This window comes from Enterobacter cloacae complex sp. ECL72, assembly GCF_019056635.1.
Classification (GTDB): Bacteria; Pseudomonadota; Gammaproteobacteria; order Enterobacterales; family Enterobacteriaceae; genus Enterobacter; species Enterobacter hormaechei_C.
In genome coordinates this window covers 3,265,879-3,287,676 of record NZ_CP077659.1, presented here as the reverse complement: position 1 = coordinate 3,287,676, position 21,798 = coordinate 3,265,879, and the positions used below count along the sequence as shown (strand labels likewise).

Annotated in this window: 15 protein-coding genes and 1 pseudogene; 12 read left to right on the top strand and 4 right to left on the bottom strand. The window is 56.1% G+C overall.

What is annotated here, in order from left to right; genetic code table 11:
- Nucleotides 1–59 precede the first annotated feature (59 nt).
- From KTH07_RS15880 to queF, 3 genes and pseudogenes are all read right to left on the bottom strand, one after another.
- A pseudogene (locus tag KTH07_RS15880) lies at nt 60–1,350 on the bottom strand (HAAAP family serine/threonine permease).
- Between the two features lie 504 nt (nt 1,351–1,854).
- Nucleotides 1,855–3,219, bottom strand: a complete 1,365-nt coding sequence (gene ppnN, locus KTH07_RS15875) for a nucleotide 5'-monophosphate nucleosidase PpnN (RefSeq protein WP_003862748.1) — start codon at nt 3,217–3,219, stop codon at nt 1,855–1,857.
- A 116-nt stretch (nt 3,220–3,335) separates the two neighbouring features.
- A complete protein-coding gene (gene queF, locus KTH07_RS15870; protein WP_032619126.1) occupies nt 3,336–4,178 on the bottom strand; it encodes an NADPH-dependent 7-cyano-7-deazaguanine reductase QueF in 843 nt (280 codons plus the stop codon).
- A gap of 69 nt (nt 4,179–4,247) precedes the next feature.
- Between queF and syd the strand changes: the two genes are divergently transcribed.
- From syd to KTH07_RS15830, 8 genes are all read left to right on the top strand, one after another.
- Nucleotides 4,248–4,793, top strand: coding sequence for a SecY-interacting protein (gene syd / locus KTH07_RS15865; RefSeq protein ID WP_032619128.1), 546 nt, complete (start codon nt 4,248–4,250; stop codon nt 4,791–4,793).
- A gap of 632 nt (nt 4,794–5,425) precedes the next feature.
- Nucleotides 5,426–5,755, top strand: a complete 330-nt coding sequence (locus KTH07_RS15860) for a YqcC family protein (RefSeq protein WP_017382834.1) — start codon at nt 5,426–5,428, stop codon at nt 5,753–5,755.
- Nucleotides 5,752–6,537 (top strand): tRNA pseudouridine(65) synthase TruC, encoded by a 786-nt coding sequence (truC, locus tag KTH07_RS15855; protein WP_015571733.1) that lies wholly within the window; start codon nt 5,752–5,754, stop codon nt 6,535–6,537. Before KTH07_RS15860 ends, truC begins: the two co-directional genes overlap by 4 nt.
- A 15-nt stretch (nt 6,538–6,552) precedes the next feature.
- The gene (locus KTH07_RS15850; RefSeq protein WP_032619131.1) at nt 6,553–7,002 is read left to right on the top strand and encodes a flavodoxin; all 450 of its coding nucleotides are present in this window, start codon (nt 6,553–6,555) and stop codon (nt 7,000–7,002) included.
- Between the two features lie 308 nt (nt 7,003–7,310).
- Complete coding sequence (gene gudP / locus KTH07_RS15845) at nt 7,311–8,666, top strand: galactarate/glucarate/glycerate transporter GudP (RefSeq protein ID WP_003862734.1); 1,356 nt, start codon at nt 7,311–7,313, stop codon at nt 8,664–8,666.
- On the top strand, nt 8,666–10,006 hold the full coding sequence (locus KTH07_RS15840; protein ID WP_032620257.1) for an enolase C-terminal domain-like protein: 1,341 nt from the start codon (nt 8,666–8,668) through the stop codon (nt 10,004–10,006). The genes gudP and KTH07_RS15840 overlap by 1 nt, the downstream gene beginning before the upstream one ends.
- Before the next feature lie 15 nt (nt 10,007–10,021).
- Entirely contained in the window at nt 10,022–11,359 is a 1,338-nt protein-coding gene (gene gudD, locus KTH07_RS15835) for a glucarate dehydratase (RefSeq protein ID WP_032619132.1), read from the top strand.
- Between the two features lie 77 nt (nt 11,360–11,436).
- Nucleotides 11,437–12,582 (top strand): glycerate kinase, encoded by a 1,146-nt coding sequence (locus tag KTH07_RS15830; protein ID WP_032619133.1) that lies wholly within the window; start codon nt 11,437–11,439, stop codon nt 12,580–12,582.
- A 50-nt stretch (nt 12,583–12,632) separates the two neighbouring features.
- Here KTH07_RS15830 and barA read toward each other — a convergent pair whose 3' ends face one another.
- Complete coding sequence (gene barA / locus KTH07_RS15825; protein ID WP_003862726.1) at nt 12,633–15,392, bottom strand: two-component sensor histidine kinase BarA; 2,760 nt, start codon at nt 15,390–15,392, stop codon at nt 12,633–12,635.
- Between the two features lie 57 nt (nt 15,393–15,449).
- On the opposite strand from barA, the gene rlmD reads away from it, so the two are divergent.
- The 4 genes from rlmD to pyrG all read left to right on the top strand — a co-directional run bounded on the left by rlmD (nt 15,450) and on the right by pyrG (nt 21,751).
- The gene (gene rlmD, locus KTH07_RS15820) at nt 15,450–16,748 is read left to right on the top strand and encodes a 23S rRNA (uracil(1939)-C(5))-methyltransferase RlmD (protein WP_023304338.1); all 1,299 of its coding nucleotides are present in this window, start codon (nt 15,450–15,452) and stop codon (nt 16,746–16,748) included.
- Between the two features lie 51 nt (nt 16,749–16,799).
- Nucleotides 16,800–19,031 (top strand): GTP diphosphokinase, encoded by a 2,232-nt coding sequence (gene relA / locus KTH07_RS15815; RefSeq protein WP_063162079.1) that lies wholly within the window; start codon nt 16,800–16,802, stop codon nt 19,029–19,031.
- Nucleotides 19,032–19,098: 67 nt separating this feature from the next.
- Entirely contained in the window at nt 19,099–19,890 is a 792-nt protein-coding gene (gene mazG, locus KTH07_RS15810) for a nucleoside triphosphate pyrophosphohydrolase (RefSeq protein ID WP_017382826.1), read from the top strand.
- Between the two features lie 223 nt (nt 19,891–20,113).
- Nucleotides 20,114–21,751 (top strand): glutamine hydrolyzing CTP synthase, encoded by a 1,638-nt coding sequence (gene pyrG, locus KTH07_RS15805; protein ID WP_003862718.1) that lies wholly within the window; start codon nt 20,114–20,116, stop codon nt 21,749–21,751.
- Nucleotides 21,752–21,798 lie beyond the last annotated feature (47 nt).

The following is a 21,798-nucleotide window of genomic DNA, read 5'->3' as shown; positions in this document are numbered from 1 at the left end:
GCGTCCATTGCTTCAGTCAGAGGGGAGAAGTGCGCCGTCCGCAGACGGCGCAGGAGGTATTAGCTGAACAGCGAGTAGAAAATAGCGGAGATGGCAATCAGGCCCATCACAACAACGAACACGTTGCTGATATGGCCGCTGTATTTACGCATCGCAGGCACTTTCTGAATCGCGTACATCGGCATCAGGAACAGGATCATCGCGATAATCGGGCCGCCCAGGGTTTCAATCATGCCCAGAATGCTTGGGTTCAGGGTGGCTACCGCCCAGGTGGTCACCAGCATGAACAGCGCAGTGATTTTGTTCAGACGGTTGATTTCAATGGTCTTGCCTTTACCACGCAGAGATTTAATCACCATGCCGTTGAAGCCTTCACGTGCGCCCAGGTAGTGGCCCCAGGAAGGATTTGGTGATGGCTATAATTGCGATGATCGGCGCCATCCACGCAATCAGCGGTGCGTTAAAGTGGTTTGCCAGGTAAGACAGAATAGAGATGTTCTGCTCTTTCGCCGCCGCCAGATCCGCCGGGGAGAGGCTCAGCACGCAGCTGAACACGAAGAACATTACGGTCAGTACCATCATGATGTGCGCGCGAGCCAGGATGCTGGAGCACTTCTTCTCTGCGCCATTGCCGTACTCTTCACGCTTCGCTACTGCGAAGGAAGAGATGATTGGCGAGTGGTTGAAGGAGAACACCATCACCGGGATCGCCAGCCACAGGGTCAGCAGCAGACCGTTGCCGGTCGTGGATGCGCTGCTCAGAGACAGGGTTTCCAGCGCAGCGCCGTTCCACTGTGGGATCAGGTACAGAGCCAGCACCATCAGAGCCGCAACAAACGGGAACACCAGCACGCTCATCGCTTTCACAATCATCTGCTCGCCGAAGCGCACGATGGTCATCATACCGACGATCAGGATCAGGGACAGAATCGCACGCGGCGGCGGGGTCATCTGAAGCTGGTGCATCATAAAGCTTTCTACGGTGTTGGTGATAGCAACGCTGTACACCAGCAGAATCGGGTAAATCGCGAAGAAGTAGAGCAGGGTAATCAGCTTACCTGCGCCGACGCCGAAGTGTTCTTCAACGACTTCAGTGATATCTTCGCCCGGGTTTTTACCGGACAGCACGAAGCGGGTCAGGCCTCGGTGCGCAAAGAAGGTCATCGGGAAGGCGATGAGGGCCATGATGATCAGCGGGATCATACCGCCGACACCTGCGTTGATAGGAAGGAACAGTACACCAGCGCCGATTGCTGTGCCGTACAGGCCAAGCATCCACATGGTATCCGTTTTGCGCCAACCGCTTCGGGATTCAATCGAAGCAACGGTGCTGGTTTGAGTGGTTTCCATCTGTATCTCCTGGAGGAAGCAAATTGTCAGGTTTTTAGTCAAATCCGATGAAAAAGCGCCTGACGGTAATATGAAATTCGTTCAGTGACGGTTTTTTAATAATTTTTGCCCGTAACTATTGGCGGGCGGAAAGATACATTCTAGTTATGAATCTATCAGTGATCGCGATCCCAAATGCAATAATCCACTTGTGATGTGGGTATCTTTAGACCATTTATCTGTTAAAAAAACATCAAAGAGAATTTACGGGCGCGAAGGCTACCATTAACGACATGTTTTCGAAAAGGTCGACCCGCGAGATAGGTGTCTTTCGCTGTAAAGAAATGGGATTTTAGGATTTTCTGGCGGGTAATTTCGATTAAGGCTGATTATTTATGGTTTCAAAAGCGAGGTAATCGTTTGCGCAGACGTCAGATTTGTTAATAACATTGAAGATCGCTATGAATTGCAACACGAATAAAAAAGCCGGATGACGATCCGGCTTGAGAGGAGAGGAATGTCGCTTTACTTGATGATTTCGTAACACGGAATATAGGCAGAGCCTGGAAGCTTCATGCGGTGCTGAGCGACAAAGCCCTGCAACATATCATCCATGCGGCGCATCATCTCCGGATCACCGTGGATCTTATACGGGCCAAACTCTTCAATTGCGCGTATCCCCACCTCTTTCACGTTCCCCGCCACGATGCCAGAGAAGGCGCGACGCAGGTCGGCAGCCAGCACTTCCACCGGCTGATCCGGATAGAGTTTGAGGTTCGCCATGTTCTCATGCGACGGCTCGAAGGGGATCTGAAGATCCGGTGCGATACGGATGGACCAGTTAAAGCTGTAGGCATCCCCGGTATCACGACGATTCTCTTTCACCAGCGGCATCGCTTTTTTCATCTGACGGGCCACTTCTGCGGCATCGTCAATAATAATGCGGTAGTGACGGCGCGCGTCTTCGCCCAGCGTATGCACGATAAACTCGTCCAGCACGCGGAAGTAGTCGGCGCTCTCTTTCGGGCCGGTCAGGATCAGCGGCAGAACCTGATCTTTGTTGGCCGGATTCATCAGGATCCCGAGCAGATAAAGCAGCTCTTCCGCCGTACCTACGCCGCCCGGGAAGATAATAATGCCGTGCGCGATACGGACAAACGCCTCAAGACGCTTTTCGATATCCGGCATAATAATCAGTTCGTTAACCAGCGGGTTAGGCGGCTCAGCGGCGATGATCGACGGCTCGGTCATGCCGATAAAACGGCCTTCTTTATAGCGTTGCTGCGCGTGTCCTACTGCCGCGCCTTTCATCGGCGCTTCCATCGCGCCAGGACCGCAACCGGTACAGATATTCAGTTCGCGCAGGCCGAGCTGCGTCCCCACGCGGCGGGCATACAGGTATTCGGTTTCGTTAATGGAGTGACCACCCCAGCAGACGACCATGTTCGGCGCTTCACCCACGTGCAGGGCACGGGCGTTACGCAGAATAGAGAAGACCAGGTTGGTGATATGAACGGAACTTTCCAGGTCAAGATGCTGGAAACGACCGGCGTTGCTGATCTGTCCGTTAACAAACAGGATGTCGCGCAGCACGGCAAACAGGTTGGCCTGAAGTGAGCGAATAATACGCCCGTCGACAAAAGCGTCTTCTGGCGGGTTGATCACTTCCAGCTTCACCCCGCGCTCGCGGCGCAGCACGTTGATATCAAAACTTTCGAAGCGGGACAGCAGCTCTTTACTGTTGTCGGTCAGGCTTCCGGAGTTCAGTACGGCAAGTGAACAGTTACGAAACAGTTGATAAAGGTCGCTACTGGCGGTGCGTTTAAGCATGTCCACTTCCAGCTGCGACAACATATCCATAGAGCCAAGCGGGCTAATATGTGTAATCAAGTGAGCTCCTTATGGGACGATTATCGTCTTTCCCTGTTGATTACAATAGCCCTGGCTTATGACGTTTCACAACACTTCGGGCGGAATACCGCCCGCATATTGTGAAAATATTTATCTTACTGGCGCACCAGCCGTCCGGTGGCAGGCACAAAATCGGTATTGGTGCGCCACGGATTGATATCCAGACCGCCGCGACGGGTGTAGCGGGCGTAAACGCTCAGCTTTTCGGGCTGGCAGAAACGCTGGATGTCGTTGAAGATGCGCTCCACGCACTGCTCGTGGAATTCGTTGTGATGACGGAATGACACCAGGTAACGCAGCAGCTTTTCACGGTCAATCTGCGGGCCGCGGTACTGGATCTGTACCGAGCCCCAGTCCGGCTGATGGGTGATAAGGCAGTTGGATTTCAGCAGATGGCTGACCAGCGTCTCGTTGACCACTTTTCCGCCCGCCGCATTTTCCAGGTAGTCGGTGCTAAATTCATAGCTTTCCACCTCAATGTCCTGATCGTCGATGCAGGTGCCGTGGAAATGGGCGACAGGCTGTCCTTCCAGCTCATGCAGATGGTATAACGAGACGGTTACGTTCCCCTGCGCGCACGCGCTTAAATCACGCTCAAGCGTCTGTTGCACCTCGTCCCAGCTGTTGAATTTGGTCTGGTTAAAGCTGTTGAGATAGAGCTTAAAGCTCTTGGATTCGACCAGGTTTACGCTGGCGTAATCCAGCTCGACGTGGCCCACGGCCACCTGCGGCAGACCGCGCGCATTCAGCCAGGAGAGTTCGTACAGCGTCCAGATGTCGCCGCCGACAAACGGCAGCGCGTCAGCGTGCAGCCCGAGCGGATCGCGGTTCAGACTGCGCGGCACGCCCTGCAACAGGCTTGCATCGTAGGTGTCGCGGTAATCGGTCGATTTACCCAGCGTTAAGCCCGTTAACGCCTGATGATTTTCGTAAGACATGTTTCATAGCCACTTTACAGGTACACTTATGGGCTGAGTTTATCCTGTCTTACAAGAAGAGAGAAATCGGTGGATATCGAAACTGCAAATGCCCTGACGTCCTTCACGACCCGCTATTGCGATGCCTGGCATGAAAAGCGGGGGACGTGGCCGCAAAGTACTGACTTATATGGCGTGCCGTCACCGTGCATTATCGCTTCGCAGGATGATTACGTTATCTGGCAACCGAAACCGTTCACGGGCGAGCACAATGTAAATGCGGTTGAACGCGCGATGGACATTGTGATACAACCTGCGCTTCATGCATTTTATACCACGCAGTTTGCCGGGGATATGACTGCATGTTTTGCAGGACAGCCGTTGACGCTGCTGCAAACCTGGAGCGAAGACGATCTGCAACGCGTTCAGGAAAACCTCATTGGTCACCTGGTCACGCAAAAACGCCTTAAGCTCTCTCCGACTCTTTTTATTGCGACGCTCGACAGTGAACTGGACGTCATTTCTGTCTGCAACCTGTCTGGCGAGGTCATCAAAGAGACGCTCGGCACCCGCAATCGCGACGTTCTCGCGCCTTCACTTGCGGATTTTCTTACTCAAATTGAGCCGCTTCTGTAATCCATGATGCTACTGGACGTGTGAGAGATCTCTTACACGCTCTGTGAGACATCGCCGAAACAATTAGAGTTGCCTTAGGAATTTCAGATTAATATTAACTTTTCTTTCAACAGGTTAGTGGTTTTCTGAAAGGGAATCCCCCGTTTCGCCTGGCTTACATTGCTTACAAGGTGGGTTGTAAGACGAAGCAGAATAGCGGATTCTATCTGTGTCGACAGGATGCCGACACGAGAAACGAACATCAGGATGATGGCGTTTCTTACCAGGGACACGTCAGGATGACGCCGCAGGAAGGCCTCAGGATGAAGCAAAGTGGATCACGCAGGATGCGTAAGGGACACCTCCAGGAAGGAGAACGAGAGCCGGTCAGGATGGTCGGTGGGTCAGGATGGCCAGGACGTTTCAGGATGAAACCTACACATCAGGACGATGTGAGCAGGAAGCAAAAGGTAAAGGGATGACCAGGCCTTCGGGCATCAGGAAAAGTTGTCACGGATGAGCAGGGAGCACGTATTGTAGCTGGAATGCTGCGAAACGAACCGGGAGCACTGTTTTTACAGTGCTCCCTTTTTTTATTTCTGTCTTCCGCAATGCTATGCTTCGCGCCATTCCGTTTTTCAGTTGAGGTATATATGTCGCATCATGACAACGTTCGTGCGCAGTTGCACGCCATCGAAGCCCTTATGCGCCAGCATCAGCTGTGGCAGGATAACGCGCCGCAGCCAGACGCGTTCGCCAGCACCCAACCGTTTTGTCTGGATACGCTGGCCCCGTTCGAGTGGCTCCAGTGGGTCTTAATTCCGCGTATGCACGCGCTGCTGGAAGGTGGTCACGCGTTGCCCGCGTCTTTTGCCGTCTCTCCCTATTACGAAATGGCGCTGGAAGCGACCCACCCGGCGCGTGCCATGATGCTGGTGGAGCTGGAAAAGCTCGATGCGCTTTTCGCCGGTGACGATGCATGACGCTTGAGATCCTTTATCAGGATGAGTGGTTAGTGGCGGTGAATAAACCGTCCGGCTGGCTGGTGCACCGTAGCTGGCTCGATCGCGATGAGAAAGTGGTGGTCATGCAAACCGTGCGCGATCAGATCGGTCAGCACGTCTTTACTGCTCATCGTCTGGATCGGCCAACCTCTGGCGTTCTGCTGATGGGGCTTTCCAGTGAGGCGGGTCGACTGCTTTCGCAGCAGTTTGAGCAGCACCAGATGCAAAAGCGCTACCACGCCATCGTGCGTGGCTGGCTGACGGATTCCGCCACGCTTGATTATCCGCTGGTGGAGGAACTGGATAAAATCGCCGATAAATTTGCCCGCGAAGATAAAGGCCCGCAGCCTGCGGTGACCGACTATCGCGGTATGGCGACCACAGAACTGCCGGTGGCGACCAGCAAATTTCCGACCACGCGATACAGTCTGGTTGAGCTTTTGCCCAAAACCGGGCGCAAGCACCAGCTTCGCCGTCACCTTGCGCACCTGCGCCACCCGATTATCGGCGACAGCAAGCACGGCGATCTGCGCCAGAACCGCAGCGCGGCAGAGCACTTTGGCTGTAACCGGCTGATGCTGCACGCCAGCGAGCTACGCCTGACGCACCCGTTTACCGGCGAACCGCTGACTATTCGCGCTGGGCTGGACGAGGTCTGGATGCAGGCGCTGTCACAGTTTGGCTGGCTGGGACAACTCCCCGAAAATGAAAGGGTTGAGTTTGCCGCAGGCAACGTTCAGGATGAACAGCAAGCGCAATAATTACGGGAGCAAAGCATGGCTGAAGTAGGCATTTTTGTCGGCACGATGTACGGCAACTCGCTGCTGGTGGCGGAGGAAGCGGAAGCAATCCTCGTAAACCAGGGCCATAAAGCAACGGTCTATGAAGATCCGGAGCTGGCGGACTGGGAAAAGTATAAAGATAAATACATCCTGGTGGTGACCTCCACCACCGGGCAGGGCGATCTGCCGGACAGCATCGTCCCGCTTTTCCAGGGCATTAAAGACCAGCTTGGCTATCAGCCAGATGTTCACTATGGCATCATCGCCCTCGGCGATAGCTCTTACGCTAATTTCTGCGGCGGCGGTAAGCAGTTCGACGCGCTGTTGCAGGAACAGCGTGCTCAGCGCGTCGGAGAGATGTTGCTGATTGATGCGGGTGAACACCCTGAGCCAGAAAGCGAATCAAACCCGTGGGTCGAGCACTGGGCAACGCTGCTTAAATAACCCTGCGCTATACCAATGGTAGGCCGGGTCAGGCGTAGCCGCCACCCGGCATTACACCCCGCCCCAAACGCCATTTCCGTGAACCACCTTCCACTCCTCTGGGCTTATGCCCTAAACAACCTCCCTCATGCCCTTCAATACTGTGTTTTTGCACGGTGAGGTGAAGAGGCACTCCTTCATATACTTTTCCCGTCACTATAAAACGGCTTCGGGCCGTACCAAAACCAAACACAAATCTCTCATTCTGATTACCCTACAGGTGCTGTACAGAATGAACCAGGCGAAAGCTATGTTTCAGGAGTGCAACAATGAGTACATTAAGCCACGCGGCGAGCAGCGCTGAGAAGCGCACCAACGCCCGCTACTGGATAGTGGTGATGCTGTTTATCGTCACCTCTTTCAACTACGGCGACCGTGCCACGTTATCCATTGCCGGCTCTGAGATGGCAAAAGATATCGGACTTGATCCGGTGGGTATGGGTTATGTTTTCTCCGCATTTTCATGGGCCTACGTAATCGGCCAAATCCCTGGCGGCTGGCTGCTGGACCGCTTTGGCTCAAAACGGGTCTATTTCTGGTCCATTTTCATCTGGTCGATGTTTACCCTGTTACAGGGCTTCGTGGATATCTTCAGCGGCTTCGGCATTATCATTGCGCTCTTTACCCTCCGCTTCCTGGTGGGCTTAGCGGAAGCGCCATCGTTCCCTGGCAACAGCCGTATTGTGGCCGCCTGGTTCCCGGCGCAGGAGAGGGGAACGGCGGTAGCCATCTTTAACTCGGCGCAATACTTTGCGACGGTTATTTTCGCGCCAATCATGGGCTGGCTGACGCACGAAGTGGGCTGGTCGCACGTCTTCTTCTTCATGGGCGGGCTGGGGATCGTCATCAGCTTCATCTGGCTGAAAGTGATCCACGAACCAAACCAGCATCCGGGCGTGAACAAGAAAGAGCTGGACTACATTGCTGAAGGTGGGGCGCTGATCAACATGGATCAGAAAACCCAGAAAGCTAAAGTTCCGTTCAGCCAGAAATGGGGGCAGATCAAACAGCTCGTCGGCTCACGAATGATGATCGGTATCTATCTCGGCCAGTACTGCATTAACGCCTTAACCTACTTCTTTATCACCTGGTTCCCGGTTTACCTGGTGCAGGCGCGCGGGATGTCGATTCTGAAGGCGGGGTTTGTCGCTTCCGTGCCGGCCATCTGCGGCTTCGTGGGTGGGGTGCTTGGCGGGGTCATCTCCGACTGGCTGATGCGTCGTACCGGTTCGCTGAATATTGCGCGTAAAACGCCAATCGTGCTCGGCATGCTGCTCTCCATGACCATGGTGTTCTGTAACTACGTCAGCGCGGAGTGGATGATTATCGGCTTTATGGCGATGGCCTTCTTCGGTAAAGGCATTGGCGCACTGGGCTGGGCGGTGATGGCAGATACCGCGCCGAAAGAGATCAGCGGCCTGAGCGGCGGTCTGTTCAACATGTTTGGCAACATTTCCGGCATTGTCACCCCAATCGCTATCGGTTACATCGTCGGCACCACTGGCTCCTTCAACGGCGCGCTGATTTATGTAGGCGTCCATGCGCTGGTGGCGGTACTCAGTTATCTGGTGCTGGTGGGTGACATCAAACGAATCGAACTGAAACCTGTTGGGGAGCGCGGATGATGACAACGCAATCAAGCCCGATCGTGACGGAGATGAAGGTCATTCCGGTGGCGGGGCAGGACAGCATGCTGCTCAACATTGGTGGCGCGCATAACGCCTGGTTCACCCGCAACATTGTGGTGCTGACCGACAGCGCAGGGAATACCGGCGTCGGGGAAGCGCCTGGCGGAGAGGTGATTTACCAGACGCTGGTCGACGCCATCCCGCAGGTGGTTGGGCAGGAGGTCGCCCGCCTGAACAAGGTGGTTCAGCGGGTGCATAAGGGTAACCAGTCGGCGGATTTTGATACCTTCGGCAAAGGCGCCTGGACGTTTGAACTGCGCGTTAACGCGGTGGCGGCGCTGGAGGCGGCTCTCCTCGATTTACTGGGCAAGGCGCTGAACGTGCCGGTCTGCGAACTGCTGGGGCCAGGCAAACAGCGTAATGCGGTAACGGTGCTGGGCTATCTGTTCTACGTTGGCGACCGGACGAAAACCGATCTGCCGTATCTGGAACGCTCGCCGGGCAGCCACGCGTGGTATCACCTGCGTCATCAGGAGGCGCTCTCTGGCGAGGCGGTGGTACGCCTTGCAGAGGCGGCGCAGGATCGCTACGGCTTCAAAGACTTCAAGCTGAAAGGCGGCGTTCTGCCCGGCGAGCAGGAGATTGACAGCGTGCGCGCGTTGAAAAAACGCTTCCCGGAGGCACGCATCACCGTCGATCCGAACGGCGCCTGGCTGCTGGATGAAGCTATCGCGCTGTGCAAAGGGCTGGGCGACGTGCTGACCTACGCGGAAGATCCGTGCGGCGCCGAGCAGGGATTTTCTGGCCGCGAGGTGATGGCCGAATTCCGCCGCGCTACCGGGCTGCCGGTTGCGACCAACATGATCGCCACCAACTGGCGTGAAATGGGCCATGCGGTGATGCTGAATGCGGTGGACATACCGCTGGCGGACCCGCACTTCTGGACCCTTTCCGGCGCGGTGCGCGTGGCGCAGCTGTGCGATGACTGGGGGCTCACCTGGGGCTGCCACTCCAATAACCATTTTGACATTTCGCTGGCGATGTTTACCCACGTTGGCGCGGCGGCGCCGGGCAACCCGACCGCCATCGATACGCACTGGATCTGGCAGGAAGGCGAAGCGCGCCTGACCAAAAATCCACTTGAAATCAAAAACGGCACCATTGCCGTACCGGATGCGCCGGGGCTGGGCGTGGAGCTTGACTGGGATCAGATCCACAAGGCGCATGAAGCGTATAAAAAACTGCCGGGCGGCGCGCGCAACGACGCAGGCCCGATGCAGTACCTTATTCCCGGCTGGACATTTGACCGTAAGCGCCCTGTATTTGGACGTCACTGATAAAAGGATCGAACGATGAGCACATTTTCTACCCCTGTAGTCACCTCCATGCAGATCATTCCTGTCGCGGGACATGACAGCATGCTGATGAACCTGAGCGGCGCCCATGCGCCGTTCTTCACCCGTAATATTGTGGTGATCAAGGACAACTCAGGGCATACCGGTGTCGGTGAAATCCCGGGCGGGGAGAAGATCCGTAAAACGCTGGAGGACGCCATTCCGCTGGTGGTGGGTAAAACGCTGGGCGAGTACAAAAATGTGCTGACTCGCGTGCGTACGACCTTTGCCGATCGTGATGCGGGTGGCCGTGGTCTGCAAACGTTTGATCTGCGCACCACTATCCATGTGGTCACGGGCATTGAAGCCGCGATGCTGGATCTGCTGGGCCAGCATCTTGGCGTCAATGTCGCCTCCCTGCTGGGCGACGGCCAACAGCGCAGCGAAGTGGAAATGCTCGGCTACCTGTTCTTTATCGGCAACCGCAAACTCACCCCGCTGCCGTACCAGAGCCAGCCGGACGAAAAATGCGACTGGTATCGTGTGCGTCACGATGAAGCGATGACCCCGGACGCGGTAGTGCGCCTGGCGGAAGCCGCGTATGAAAAATATGGCTTTAATGACTTCAAGCTGAAAGGCGGTGTACTGGCGGGTGAAGAAGAAGCAGAGGCGATCGCCGCGCTGGCGAAGCGCTTCCCGCAGGCGCGCGTCACGCTGGATCCGAACGGTGCCTGGTCGCTTGATGAGGCGATAAAAATCGGTAAGCAGCTTAAAGGCGTGCTGGCCTATGCGGAAGATCCGTGCGGTGCAGAGCAGGGGTTCTCCGGACGTGAAGTGATGGCGGAGTTCCGTCGCGCCACCGGGCTGCCAACCGCCACCAACATGATCGCGACCGACTGGCGTCAGATGGGGCACACGCTCTCGCTGCAATCGGTGGACATTCCGCTGGCAGACCCGCACTTCTGGACGATGCAGGGCTCGGTTCGCGTGGCGCAGATGTGCCATGAGTTCGGCCTGACCTGGGGCTCGCACTCCAACAACCACTTCGACATCTCGCTGGCGATGTTCACCCACGTGGCGGCTGCCGCGCCGGGCAACATTACCGCCATCGACACCCACTGGATCTGGCAGGAGGGCAACCAGCGCCTGACCAAACAGCCGTTTGAAATCAAAGGCGGTATGGTACAGGTTCCTGCTACGCCGGGTCTGGGCGTAGAACTGGATATGGATCAGGTCATGAAAGCGCATGAGCTGTACCAGAAACACGGCCTGGGCGCGCGTGATGACGCGCTGGCGATGCAATATCTGATCCCTGAGTGGACATTCGACAATAAACGTCCGTGCATGGTACGATAAGCGCATTGGGACCGCTCCCATGAGTGGTCCCTTACGTGGTGTATGCTTAACGTAACTAACATGCGTAAGGATGGCTTATGAAAATTGTTATCGCTCCGGACTCGTATAAGGAAAGCTTGAGCGCGCTGGAGGTGGCGACAGCGATAGAGGTCGGTTTTCGCGACATTTTCCCGTCAGCGGACTATGTCAAATTACCGGTTGCCGATGGTGGCGAAGGGACGGTGGAAGCGATGGTGGCAGCCACGCATGGGCGTCTTGTCCATGTTCCCGTTACCGGGCCTTTGGGTGAACGCGTGGAAGGGTTTTTCGGGTTATCCGGAGACGGGAAAAGCGCCTTTATCGAGATGGCGGCAGCGAGCGGTCTGGAGCTTGTTGCTCCCGCAAAGCGTAACCCGTTAATCACCACCTCCTGGGGAACCGGGGAACTGATCCGTCATGCGCTGGATGCGGGCGTTAAGCATATCATTATTGGCATTGGAGGCAGCGCGACCAATGACGGTGGCGCAGGCATGGTGCAGGCGCTGGGCGTAAAACTGCTGGATGCGAAAGCGCAGCCCGTAGGGCCGGGCGGCGGCGAACTGGCAAGCCTTGCACATATCGATCTTAGCGGGCTGGATAAGCGGCTGGCAGACTGTCGAATTGAAGTGGCCTGCGATGTAACCAACCCTCTGATCGGCGAGACAGGCGCTTCTGAGGTATTTGGTCCGCAGAAAGGGGCGACGCCGGAGATGGTCAGGACGCTGGACAACGCGCTGGCGCATTACGCAAAAATTATCGCCCGGGATCTGGATATTGACGTCTTAAACCTGGCGGGCGGCGGTGCGGCTGGCGGAATGGGGGCGGCGCTGTATGCATTTTGCGGCGCACAGCTCCGTCAGGGGATTGAGATTGTCACCGATGCCCTGCATCTTGATGAACAGGTCGCGGACGCCGATCTGGTGATCACGGGCGAAGGGCGTATCGACAGCCAGACGATCCACGGCAAAGTGCCCGTTGGCGTGGCGAGAGTCGCGAAACGCTATAACAAGCCAGTTATCGGCATTGCCGGCAGCCTGACGGCGGATGTTGGCGTGGTGCATGAGCATGGACTGGATGCCGTATTCAGCGTGATTTACACCATCTGCTCGCTGGAGGATGCGCTGGAAAATGCGCAACAGAATGTACAGATGGCCGCAAGGAATATTGCGGCGGTGATAAAGATGGGGCAGGGGATGTCGCGTTAACGTTCGTGCTCCTGTAAGCCCGGTAAGCGAAGCGCCACCGGGCTTTGGTCTTAGCTCCCCAACACCTTCATTGCTTCCCGCGTCACGTTGTCCATCTCGTCCAGCAGCTCCAGGAACTCCGGTTCGAGATCGGATTCTGGCGTACCCGCGCGGAGCTGCTGTTCAAGCAACTGGCAGAGATTTTTCAACCGCGGTACGCCGCTGTAGCCGCAGCTGCCATGCAGTTTATGAATGGCTTCCAGCAGTCCTTCGGGGTTTTCACCCACCAGCTGTTCTTCAACCTTGTTACGGATCTCAGGCAGGAAGTCCACCAGCATTTGCAGCATATCGCGGGCCAGATCGGGTTTGCCTGCCGCCTGGCGCAGCGCCAGTTGCCAGTCAAACGTGGCATTCTGGTTAACGCTGATCTCCGGCGATTCAGCTGTAATGGTGTATGTCCCGCCAATGTGCCCCGGCTTGTAGCGCAGCAGCAGGCTGTGCAGCTTCTCTTCGTCGATCGGTTTCGCCAGATAATCGTTCATGCCCGCACCCAGCAGTTTCTCCTTTTGCCCCGCCATCGCGTGCGCCGTCACGGCAATCACCGGCGTCTGCTGCTGGTGCGGAAGCTGGCGAATCAACTCGCAGGCGCGGATGCCATCCATGCCCGGCATCTGAATATCCATCAGGATCAGGTCGAACTGCATCTGTTTGGCTTGTTCCACGGCTTCGGCGCCGCTGGTACACAGCTCAACATGCTGAACCTGATCCTCAAGCAGCACGCCAATCAGCTTCAGGTTCGCCGGGTTATCGTCCACGGCCATCACCGTCATCGGCAGCTTATGTTCGTCGTTTTCCAGCGGCAGGGACTGATGCGTCAGACGGCAATATTCGGTCAACGCAGGTAACAGTCGTGTGGCGGTGAGGGGTTTCAGCAGACACGCCGCCGCTCCGTCGTTTTTCAGCTCTTCGGCGTTGATTTGGGCGTGGCACGGCAGCGCCAGCAGCAGGTAGTCCGTCATTGAGGCCGCCTTCGCCAGGCGTTCCTGCTGCATGGTCAGTTCTCCGGTAAACGTCACCGGAATCCCCAACAACAGGATATCGTAATGATCGTTCGCCAGCGCGGAGAAGGTCGGGCTGTAGATGACCTCCAGCGGCGTGCTGCTTAATACATCCAGCGTACACTGCGCTGCCGCGGCGTTCGGTTCCACATAGGCCAGACGCATCCCCTTCAGGCACCCGGTGACCGGGCCGTCGGTCTGCACGTTCGGGTTAAGATCAAGGTTGATATGGAACCAGAAGGTTGAGCCCCGGTTAGGCTGGCTGTGGAAGGAGATATCGCCTCCCATCTCTTTCACCAGCTTTTGGGTGATCACCAGCCCCAGGCCCGTTCCGCCGTGACGACGGGAAATGCTCGCATCGGCCTGGCGGAAAGCCTGGAACAGACGCGTCTGATCGCGCTCGGGAATACCGATGCCGGTATCCCGGATCTGCACTTCAATCTGGACTTTGTTATTACTGAGCGCCCTTTTTTCGACCAGAATGTCGATGTTGCCGCTCTCGGTGAACTTAATCGCGTTGCCCACCAGATTGGTAATGACCTGTTGCAGGCGCAGCGGGTCGCCAATGACGTTATCCGGCACATCATTTTTAATATTGAGCGTCAGTTCCAGACCCTTATCATGCGATGAGTGGGCAAGAAGCGTGACCACGTCATCCAGCGTGCTGCGCAGCGGGAAGGGAATACTCTCCAGAATCAGCTTGCCCGCTTCCAGCTTCGAGAAGTCCAGTACGTCGTTAATAATGGTCAGCAGGTTGTTGGCTGAGCGTTCAATGGTATGCAGATGGTCACGCTGGGTCGGGTTCAGCTCGCTTTTGAGCGTCAGACGGGTGAAGCCAATCACCCCGTTCAGCGGCGTGCGCAGCTCGTGCGACATGTTCGCCAGGAACTCAGACTTAATTCGTGCCGCCTCCTGCGCACGTTTTTTCGCCAGATCCAGCTCCACGTTCTGGATCTCCATCTGCTCCAGCGTTTCGCGCAGGTCAGAGGTGGCCTGGTCAACGTTGTGCTGCATCTCTTCGTGATAAGCCGCCAGCGACATCGCCATTGAGTTGATGCCATTTTTCAGCATATCCAGCTCGCCGAGCATAAAGCCTTCCACGCGGCTGTCGAGCTGACCCCGGCGGATCCGGTCAACGGTATTCACCATGTTGCGGATAGGCCCCGTGACGTCGCGCATCAGTCGCCAGCCGAAGATCAGCGCGATGCCGATGCAGAACAGCATCATCACGCCGGAGATGAATATTTCTTTGTACTGCTGGAGCCGTACCGACTTAAGATCCAGCTCCAGCGCCACATATCCCAGCATATTATTGCTGGACTTCGCATCGGACTGGGCGGATTCATCGGGTGAATAGCTTTCGGAGATAATCGGCGTGCGCAGGATCATGATATCGCCGCGCCGCAACACCGTAAGGTGACGCGGGAAGGGGGTACCATCCGGGATTTTCAGCGACGTGGGATCCAGATGGAAATTCGAGGTGACGAACAGACGGTTATGCTCATCGTAAACGGAAATGGCGCGCACAATCTCTGAATGACGGCGGTGCAGCACGCTGATTAACTGACCAATGGATTCACGGTTTTGCAGGTTCATACCGTACTCGCTGGAGACGGCCAGCGGTTCGATAATGCTGGCCCCGGCATCTTCAAGCTGTCTCTGCAAATCGTTATAGCGATGCACCACAAAGAAAATGCTCAGCAGCAAACCGATGAGAACGGTAGGAGCGAGGATCAAAATCATCATGCGCGCGCGCAGGCTGTAGTTGGTCATGGAGTTCCGTTATGGGACAATCAGGCTAATTATGTTTATTTGAGAACAATCTCGGCGATGGCGCAATTCTACTCTGCAAAACGACGCGTGACGACGCGTCAGATCATAACTGTTGAAGCCACGGACCTCGATCCTTTTGGACAGGGGGTGGCGCGTCACAAGGGTAAGACACTGTTTATCACAGGTTTGCTGCCAGGAGAACGCGCAGATATTACGCTGACGGAAGACAAACGTCAGTATGCGCGCGGTCAGGTCAAGCGCCGTCTTAATGATAGCCCGGAGCGCGTGACGCCTCGCTGCCCCCATTTTGGCGTCTGCGGCGGCTGCCAGCAACAGCATGCCAGCACAGAATTACAGCAAAAAAGTAAAAGCAGCGCGCTGGCCCGCTTGGTCGGACACGACGTGAATGACATCATTGCCGATCGGCCCTGGGGCTACCGTCGCCGCGCTCGCCTGAGCCTCAGCTACCAGCCCAAAACCGAGCGGCTGGAGATGGGTTTTCGCAAAGCTGGCTCCAGCGATATCGTCTCTGTCACGCAGTGCCCTGTTTTGGCGCCCCATCTTGGGGCGTTGCTCCCGGACGTGCACCACTGTCTTGCATCGCTGGATGGCGTGCGTTCGCTGGGCCATGTCGAACTGGTGCTGGCCAACAGTGGCCCGCTGATGGTGCTGCGCCACACCGCGCCGCTGTCAAAGGCGGATCGCGAAAAACTGGAACGCTTTTCGCATTCTCATGAGCTTGCGCTTTTCCTCGCGCCGCAAAGCGAGATACTTGAGCAGGTCAGCGGAGAAGCGCCCTGGTATGCGTCAGACGGGCTACGCTTAACGTTCAGCCCGCGGGATTTTATCCAGGTTAACGACGGCGTGAACCAGCAGATGGTAGCGAACGCGCTGGCGTGGCTGGACGTACAACCCACCGATCGGGTGCTCGATCTGTTCTGCGGCATGGGGAACTTTACCCTGCCGCTGGCGCGCAGAGCAGCCAGCGTGGTCGGGGTGGAAGGCGTTGAGGCGCTGGTGGCGAAAGGCCAGGAGAACGCCCAACAGAACGGTTTGCAAAATGTGACATTCTTTCATCAAAATCTTGAGGATGATGTCACTCGGCAACCGTGGGCTAAGCAGGGCTTTGATAAGATCCTGCTCGATCCGGCGCGCGCAGGTGCGCCGGGCGTGATGCAGCATATAATTAAACTCGCGCCTGAACGCGTGGTCTATGTTTCCTGTAACCCGGCGACGCTTGCCCGTGACAGCGAAGCATTATTGAGCGGGGGTTACCAGATTCGGCGTCTGGCAATGCTGGACATGTTCCCGCACACTGGTCATCTGGAATCGATGGTGTTGTTCGAGCACATCTAATGAGTTTGGCTTGTCGACTTCGACAGGCCCTTGTCCCTAAAGGAGAGGACGATGGTTGCGGTAAGAAGTGCACATTTAAATAAAGCTGGTGAGTTTGACCCTCAAAAATGGATCGCAAGTCTGGGGATTTCCAGCCAGCAGTCGTGTGAACGCTTAACCGAAACCTGGGCCTATTGTTTACGCACAACGCAGGGGCATCCGGACGCTGAACTGCTGTTGTGGCGCGGCGTGGAGATGGTTGAAATTCTCTCCATGCTGAACATGGACATCGAAACGCTACAGGCCGCACTGCTGTTCCCCCTGGCGGACGCCGACGTGGTGACGGAAGACGTCCTGCGTGAAAGCGTCGGCCAGTCCGTCGTGGCGCTTATCCACGGCGTGCGTGACATGGCAGCCATTCGTCAGCTTAAAGCCGCGCAAACGGACTCTGTCTCTTCCGAGCAGGTGGATAACGTCCGTCGCATGCTGCTGGCGATGGTAGATGATTTCCGCTGTGTGGTTATCAAGCTGGCCGAACGGGTTGCCCATCTGCGTGAAGTGAAGGATGCGCCGGAAGACGAGCGCGTCCTGGCCGCTAAAGAGTGTACGAATATCTATGCGCCGCTGGCGAACCGTCTCGGTATCGGGCAACTGAAGTGGGAGCTGGAAGATTACTGCTTCCGCTATCTGCATCCGGCGGAATACAAACGCATTGCAAAATTGCTGCACGAACGCCGCATTGACCGCGAGCACTATATCGAGGAATTTGTCAGCGGGCTGCGCCAGTCGATGAAAGAGGAGAATGTGCGCGCCGAGGTCTACGGGCGTCCAAAGCACATCTACAGCATCTGGCGCAAAATGCAGAAGAAACATCTCGCCTTTGACGAGCTGTTTGACGTGCGCGCCGTACGTATCGTGGCGGAGCGTCTCCAGGACTGCTATGCCGCGCTGGGGATAGTGCATACTCACTTCCGCCATCTGCCGGATGAGTTTGATGACTACGTCGCCAACCCCAAACCAAACGGCTATCAGTCTATTCATACCGTGGTGCTCGGCCCTGGCGGCAAAACGGTGGAAATTCAGATCCGTACCAAACAGATGCACGAAGACGCCGAGCTGGGCGTGGCGGCGCACTGGAAATACAAAGAGGGTACCTCCGGCGGCGGTCGCTCCGGTCACGAGGACCGTATCGCCTGGCTGCGTAAGCTGATTGCGTGGCAGGAAGAGATGGCCGACTCCGGCGAAATGCTCGACGAAGTGCGCAGTCAGGTCTTCGACGATCGCGTCTACGTCTTTACCCCGAAAGGGGATGTTGTTGATTTGCCGGCAGGCTCCACGCCGCTCGATTTCGCCTACCACATCCACAGCGATGTGGGGCACCGTTGCATCGGGGCGAAGATCGGCGGACGTATCGTACCGTTTACCTACCAGCTCCAGATGGGCGATCAGATTGAAATCATCACCCAGAAGCAGCCAAACCCAAGCCGCGACTGGCTGAATCCGAACCTCGGTTACGTTACCACCAGCCGTGGGCGCTCTAAAATCCACGCCTGGTTCCGCAAGCAGGATCGTGACAAGAACATCCTTGCCGGTCGTCAGATCCTGGACGACGAGCTGGAACATATCGGGATAAGCCTGAAAGAGGCGGAGAAGTTCCTGCTGCCACGCTACAACTTCAACGAGCTCGACGAACTGTTAGCGGCGATTGGTGGCGGCGATATCCGCCTGAACCAGATGGTGAACTTCCTGCAAGCGAAGTTCAACAAGCCAAGCGCAGCGGAGCAGGATGCGGCGGCGCTGAAACAGCTCCAGCAGAAAACCTACGCTCCGCAGCAGCGCAGCAAGGACAATGGCCGCGTGGTGGTTGAAGGGGTGGGTAACCTCATGCACCATATTGCCCGCTGCTGCCAGCCGATCCCGGGAGACGATATTGTCGGCTTTATCACCCAGGGGCGCGGGATCTCGATTCACCGCTCCGACTGCGATCAGCTTGCAGAGCTGCAATCGCATGCGCCGGAACGTATCGTGGAAGCCGTCTGGGGGGAGAGCTACTCGGCGGGTTACTCGCTGGTGGTGCGCGTCACTGCCAACGACCGCAGCGGCCTGCTGCGCGACATCACCACCATTCTCGCCAACGAAAAGGTCAACGTGCTGGGCGTTGCCAGCCGCAGCGATACCCGCGAGCAGCTTGCCACCATCGATATGACTATCGAAATCTATAACCTTCAGGTGCTGGGCCGCGTACTCGGCAAACTGAACCAGGTGCCGGATGTGATTGACGCGCGTCGTCTGCACGGCGGCTAAACATCCTCTTCTGTAGGCCGGGTAAGGCAACGCCGCCACCCGGCTCAGGCATTTAATGGAATCTGTTATGACTCAAATCGACCGCCTGCTTGGCATCATGAAACGTCTGCGCGATCCGGAAAACGGCTGCCCGTGGGATAAAGAGCAGACTTTCGCCACCATTGCGCCTTACACGCTGGAAGAGACCTACGAAGTGCTGGACGCGATTTCGCGCGAAGATTTCGACGACCTGCGCGGTGAGCTGGGCGACCTGCTGTTCCAGGTTGTGTTCTACGCGCAGATGGCGCAGGAAGAGGGGCGCTTTAACTTTGACGATATCTGCGCCGCTATCAGCGACAAGCTGGAGCGTCGTCATCCGCATATTTTTGGCGATGCCTCCGCAGGCAACAGTGCGGAAGTGCTGGCGCGCTGGGAGCAGATAAAAAGCGCCGAACGCGCTGAAAAATCCCAGCACTCGGCGCTGGACGACATTCCCCTGAACCTTCCCGCGCTGATGCGCGCGCACAAAATTCAAAAGCGCTGCTCGGCGGTAGGGTTTGACTGGAACTCTCTCGGCCCGGTGCTGGAAAAAGTGCACGAAGAGATCGACGAAGTGATGCATGAAGCGCAGCAGGCCGTTGTGGATGAAGCAAAGCTGGAAGAGGAGATGGGCGATCTGCTGTTTGCGACCGTCAACCTTTCGCGCCACCTCGGTGTAAAAGCGGAAACCGCCCTGCAAAAAGCGAACATTAAATTCGAACGACGCTTTCGCGAAGTTGAGCGGATTGTGGCCTCGCGCGGCCTGGAAATGAGCGGGATTGACCTCGACGCGATGGAAGAAGTCTGGCAGGAAGTAAAACGCCAGGAACATGATCTCTAACGAGATTTTGCGATCAAGCGCAATTTGTGTGATTTTTTAAATGACAAGCGCTTGATTTGCGTCAAAAACATTTACCCAAAAGGGGCTATTTTCTCACTCCTTATGTTTGTCATGGCCTGGAGTGGAGACGGAGAATGAAAGTTTGTGGCGCTCGTCGTGTTCGGGTATACTACTTTCCCGTCCTGGTTATTCCATCGTTTCACCCTAACTTCTCAGGTTCAGCATGACAACGAACTATATTTTTGTGACCGGCGGGGTCGTATCCTCTCTGGGTAAAGGCATTGCCGCAGCCTCCCTCGCAGCCATTCTTGAAGCCCGTGGCCTCAATGTGACCATGATGAAACTGGATCCGTACATCAACGTCGATCCTGGCACCATGAGCCCAACCCAACACGGGGAAGTGTTCGTTACTGAAGACGGCGCTGAAACCGATCTGGATCTTGGCCACTACGAGCGTTTCATCCGTACCAAAATGACCCGTCGTAACAACTTTACGACTGGCCGTATCTACTCTGACGTTCTGCGTAAAGAGCGCCGTGGTGACTACCTGGGCGCGACCGTGCAGGTCATCCCACACATCACTAACGCCATCAAAGAACGTGTCCTTGCCGGTGGCGAAGGGCATGACGTTGTGCTGGTTGAAATCGGCGGTACCGTAGGGGATATCGAATCCCTGCCGTTCCTCGAAGCGATTCGTCAGCTGGCGGTAGATATTGGTCGTGAGCACGCGCTGTTCATGCACCTGACGCTGGTGCCTTACATGGCAGCAGCAGGTGAAGTGAAAACCAAACCGACTCAGCACTCTGTTAAAGAGTTGCTCTCCATCGGTATTCAGCCTGACATCCTGGTTTGCCGTTCCGATCGCGCGATTCCGGCGAACGAACGCGCGAAAATTGCATTGTTCTGTAACGTGCCTGAAAAAGCCGTTATTTCAATGAAAGATGTCGATTCCATTTATAAAATCCCGGGCCTGTTGAAATCACAGGGTCTGGACGATTATATTTGTAAACGATTCAGCTTGAACTGTCCGGAAGCTAACCTGTCTGAATGGGAGCAGGTGATTTACGAAGAAGCCAATCCGGGCGGCGAAGTGACTATCGGTATGGTCGGCAAGTACATCGAACTGCCGGATGCCTACAAGTCAGTTATCGAAGCGCTGAAACACGGTGGTCTGAAGAATCGCGTCTCTGTGAACATCAAGCTGATTGATTCACAGGATGTAGAGACGCGCGGCGTTGAAATTCTTAAAGATCTGGATGCTATCCTCATCCCTGGCGGCTTCGGCTACCGTGGTGTTGAAGGCAAGATCGCCACTGCACGCTATGCGCGTGAAAACAATATTCCATACCTCGGTATCTGCCTGGGTATGCAGGTTGCGCTGATTGAATTTGCGCGCAACGTAGCGGGAATGGAAAACGCGAACTCTACGGAATTTGTGCCAGACTGTAAGTACCCTGTTGTGGCGCTGATTACGGAATGGCGCGACGAAGACGGTAACGTCGAAGTCCGTACCGAGAAGAGCGATCTGGGTGGCACCATGCGTCTTGGCGCACAGGCCTGCCAGCTGTCCGACGATAGCGTGGTACGCAAGCTGTACGGCGAGCCGGTCATCACCGAACGCCATCGTCACCGCTATGAAGTCAACAACATGTTGTTGAAACAAATTGAAGCTGCGGGTCTGCGTGTTGCGGGCCGTTCCGGGGATGATCAGTTAGTCGAGATCATCGAAGTGCCTAACCATCCGTGGTTCGTGGCCTGCCAATTCCACCCGGAATTTACTTCAACGCCGCGTGACGGGCATCCGCTGTTTGCAGGCTTCGTGAAAGCCGCCAGCGAGTACCAGAAGCGTCAGGCGAAGTAAAAAAAGTTAGAACGGCAACGCGTACCTTTGGTACGCGTTGTTTGTCT

What these genes read in the sequence shown, in the direction of transcription:
- queF (WP_032619126.1), bottom strand. Translation starts at nt 4,178, where the DNA reads ATGTCTTACGAAAATCATCAGGCGTTAACGGGCTTAACGCTGGGTAAA.
- KTH07_RS15860 (WP_017382834.1), top strand. Translation starts at nt 5,426, where the DNA reads ATGTCGCATCATGACAACGTTCGTGCGCAGTTGCACGCCATCGAAGCC.
- truC (WP_015571733.1), top strand. Translation starts at nt 5,752, where the DNA reads ATGACGCTTGAGATCCTTTATCAGGATGAGTGGTTAGTGGCGGTGAAT.
- KTH07_RS15850 (WP_032619131.1), top strand. Translation starts at nt 6,553, where the DNA reads ATGGCTGAAGTAGGCATTTTTGTCGGCACGATGTACGGCAACTCGCTG.
- gudP (WP_003862734.1), top strand. Translation starts at nt 7,311, where the DNA reads ATGAGTACATTAAGCCACGCGGCGAGCAGCGCTGAGAAGCGCACCAAC.
- KTH07_RS15840 (WP_032620257.1), top strand. Translation starts at nt 8,666, where the DNA reads ATGACAACGCAATCAAGCCCGATCGTGACGGAGATGAAGGTCATTCCG.
- gudD (WP_032619132.1), top strand. Translation starts at nt 10,022, where the DNA reads ATGAGCACATTTTCTACCCCTGTAGTCACCTCCATGCAGATCATTCCT.
- KTH07_RS15830 (WP_032619133.1), top strand. Translation starts at nt 11,437, where the DNA reads ATGAAAATTGTTATCGCTCCGGACTCGTATAAGGAAAGCTTGAGCGCG.
- barA (WP_003862726.1), bottom strand. Translation starts at nt 15,392, where the DNA reads ATGACCAACTACAGCCTGCGCGCGCGCATGATGATTTTGATCCTCGCT.
- rlmD (WP_023304338.1), top strand. Translation starts at nt 15,450, where the DNA reads ATGGCGCAATTCTACTCTGCAAAACGACGCGTGACGACGCGTCAGATC.
- relA (WP_063162079.1), top strand. Translation starts at nt 16,800, where the DNA reads ATGGTTGCGGTAAGAAGTGCACATTTAAATAAAGCTGGTGAGTTTGAC.
- mazG (WP_017382826.1), top strand. Translation starts at nt 19,099, where the DNA reads ATGACTCAAATCGACCGCCTGCTTGGCATCATGAAACGTCTGCGCGAT.
- pyrG (WP_003862718.1), top strand. Translation starts at nt 20,114, where the DNA reads ATGACAACGAACTATATTTTTGTGACCGGCGGGGTCGTATCCTCTCTG.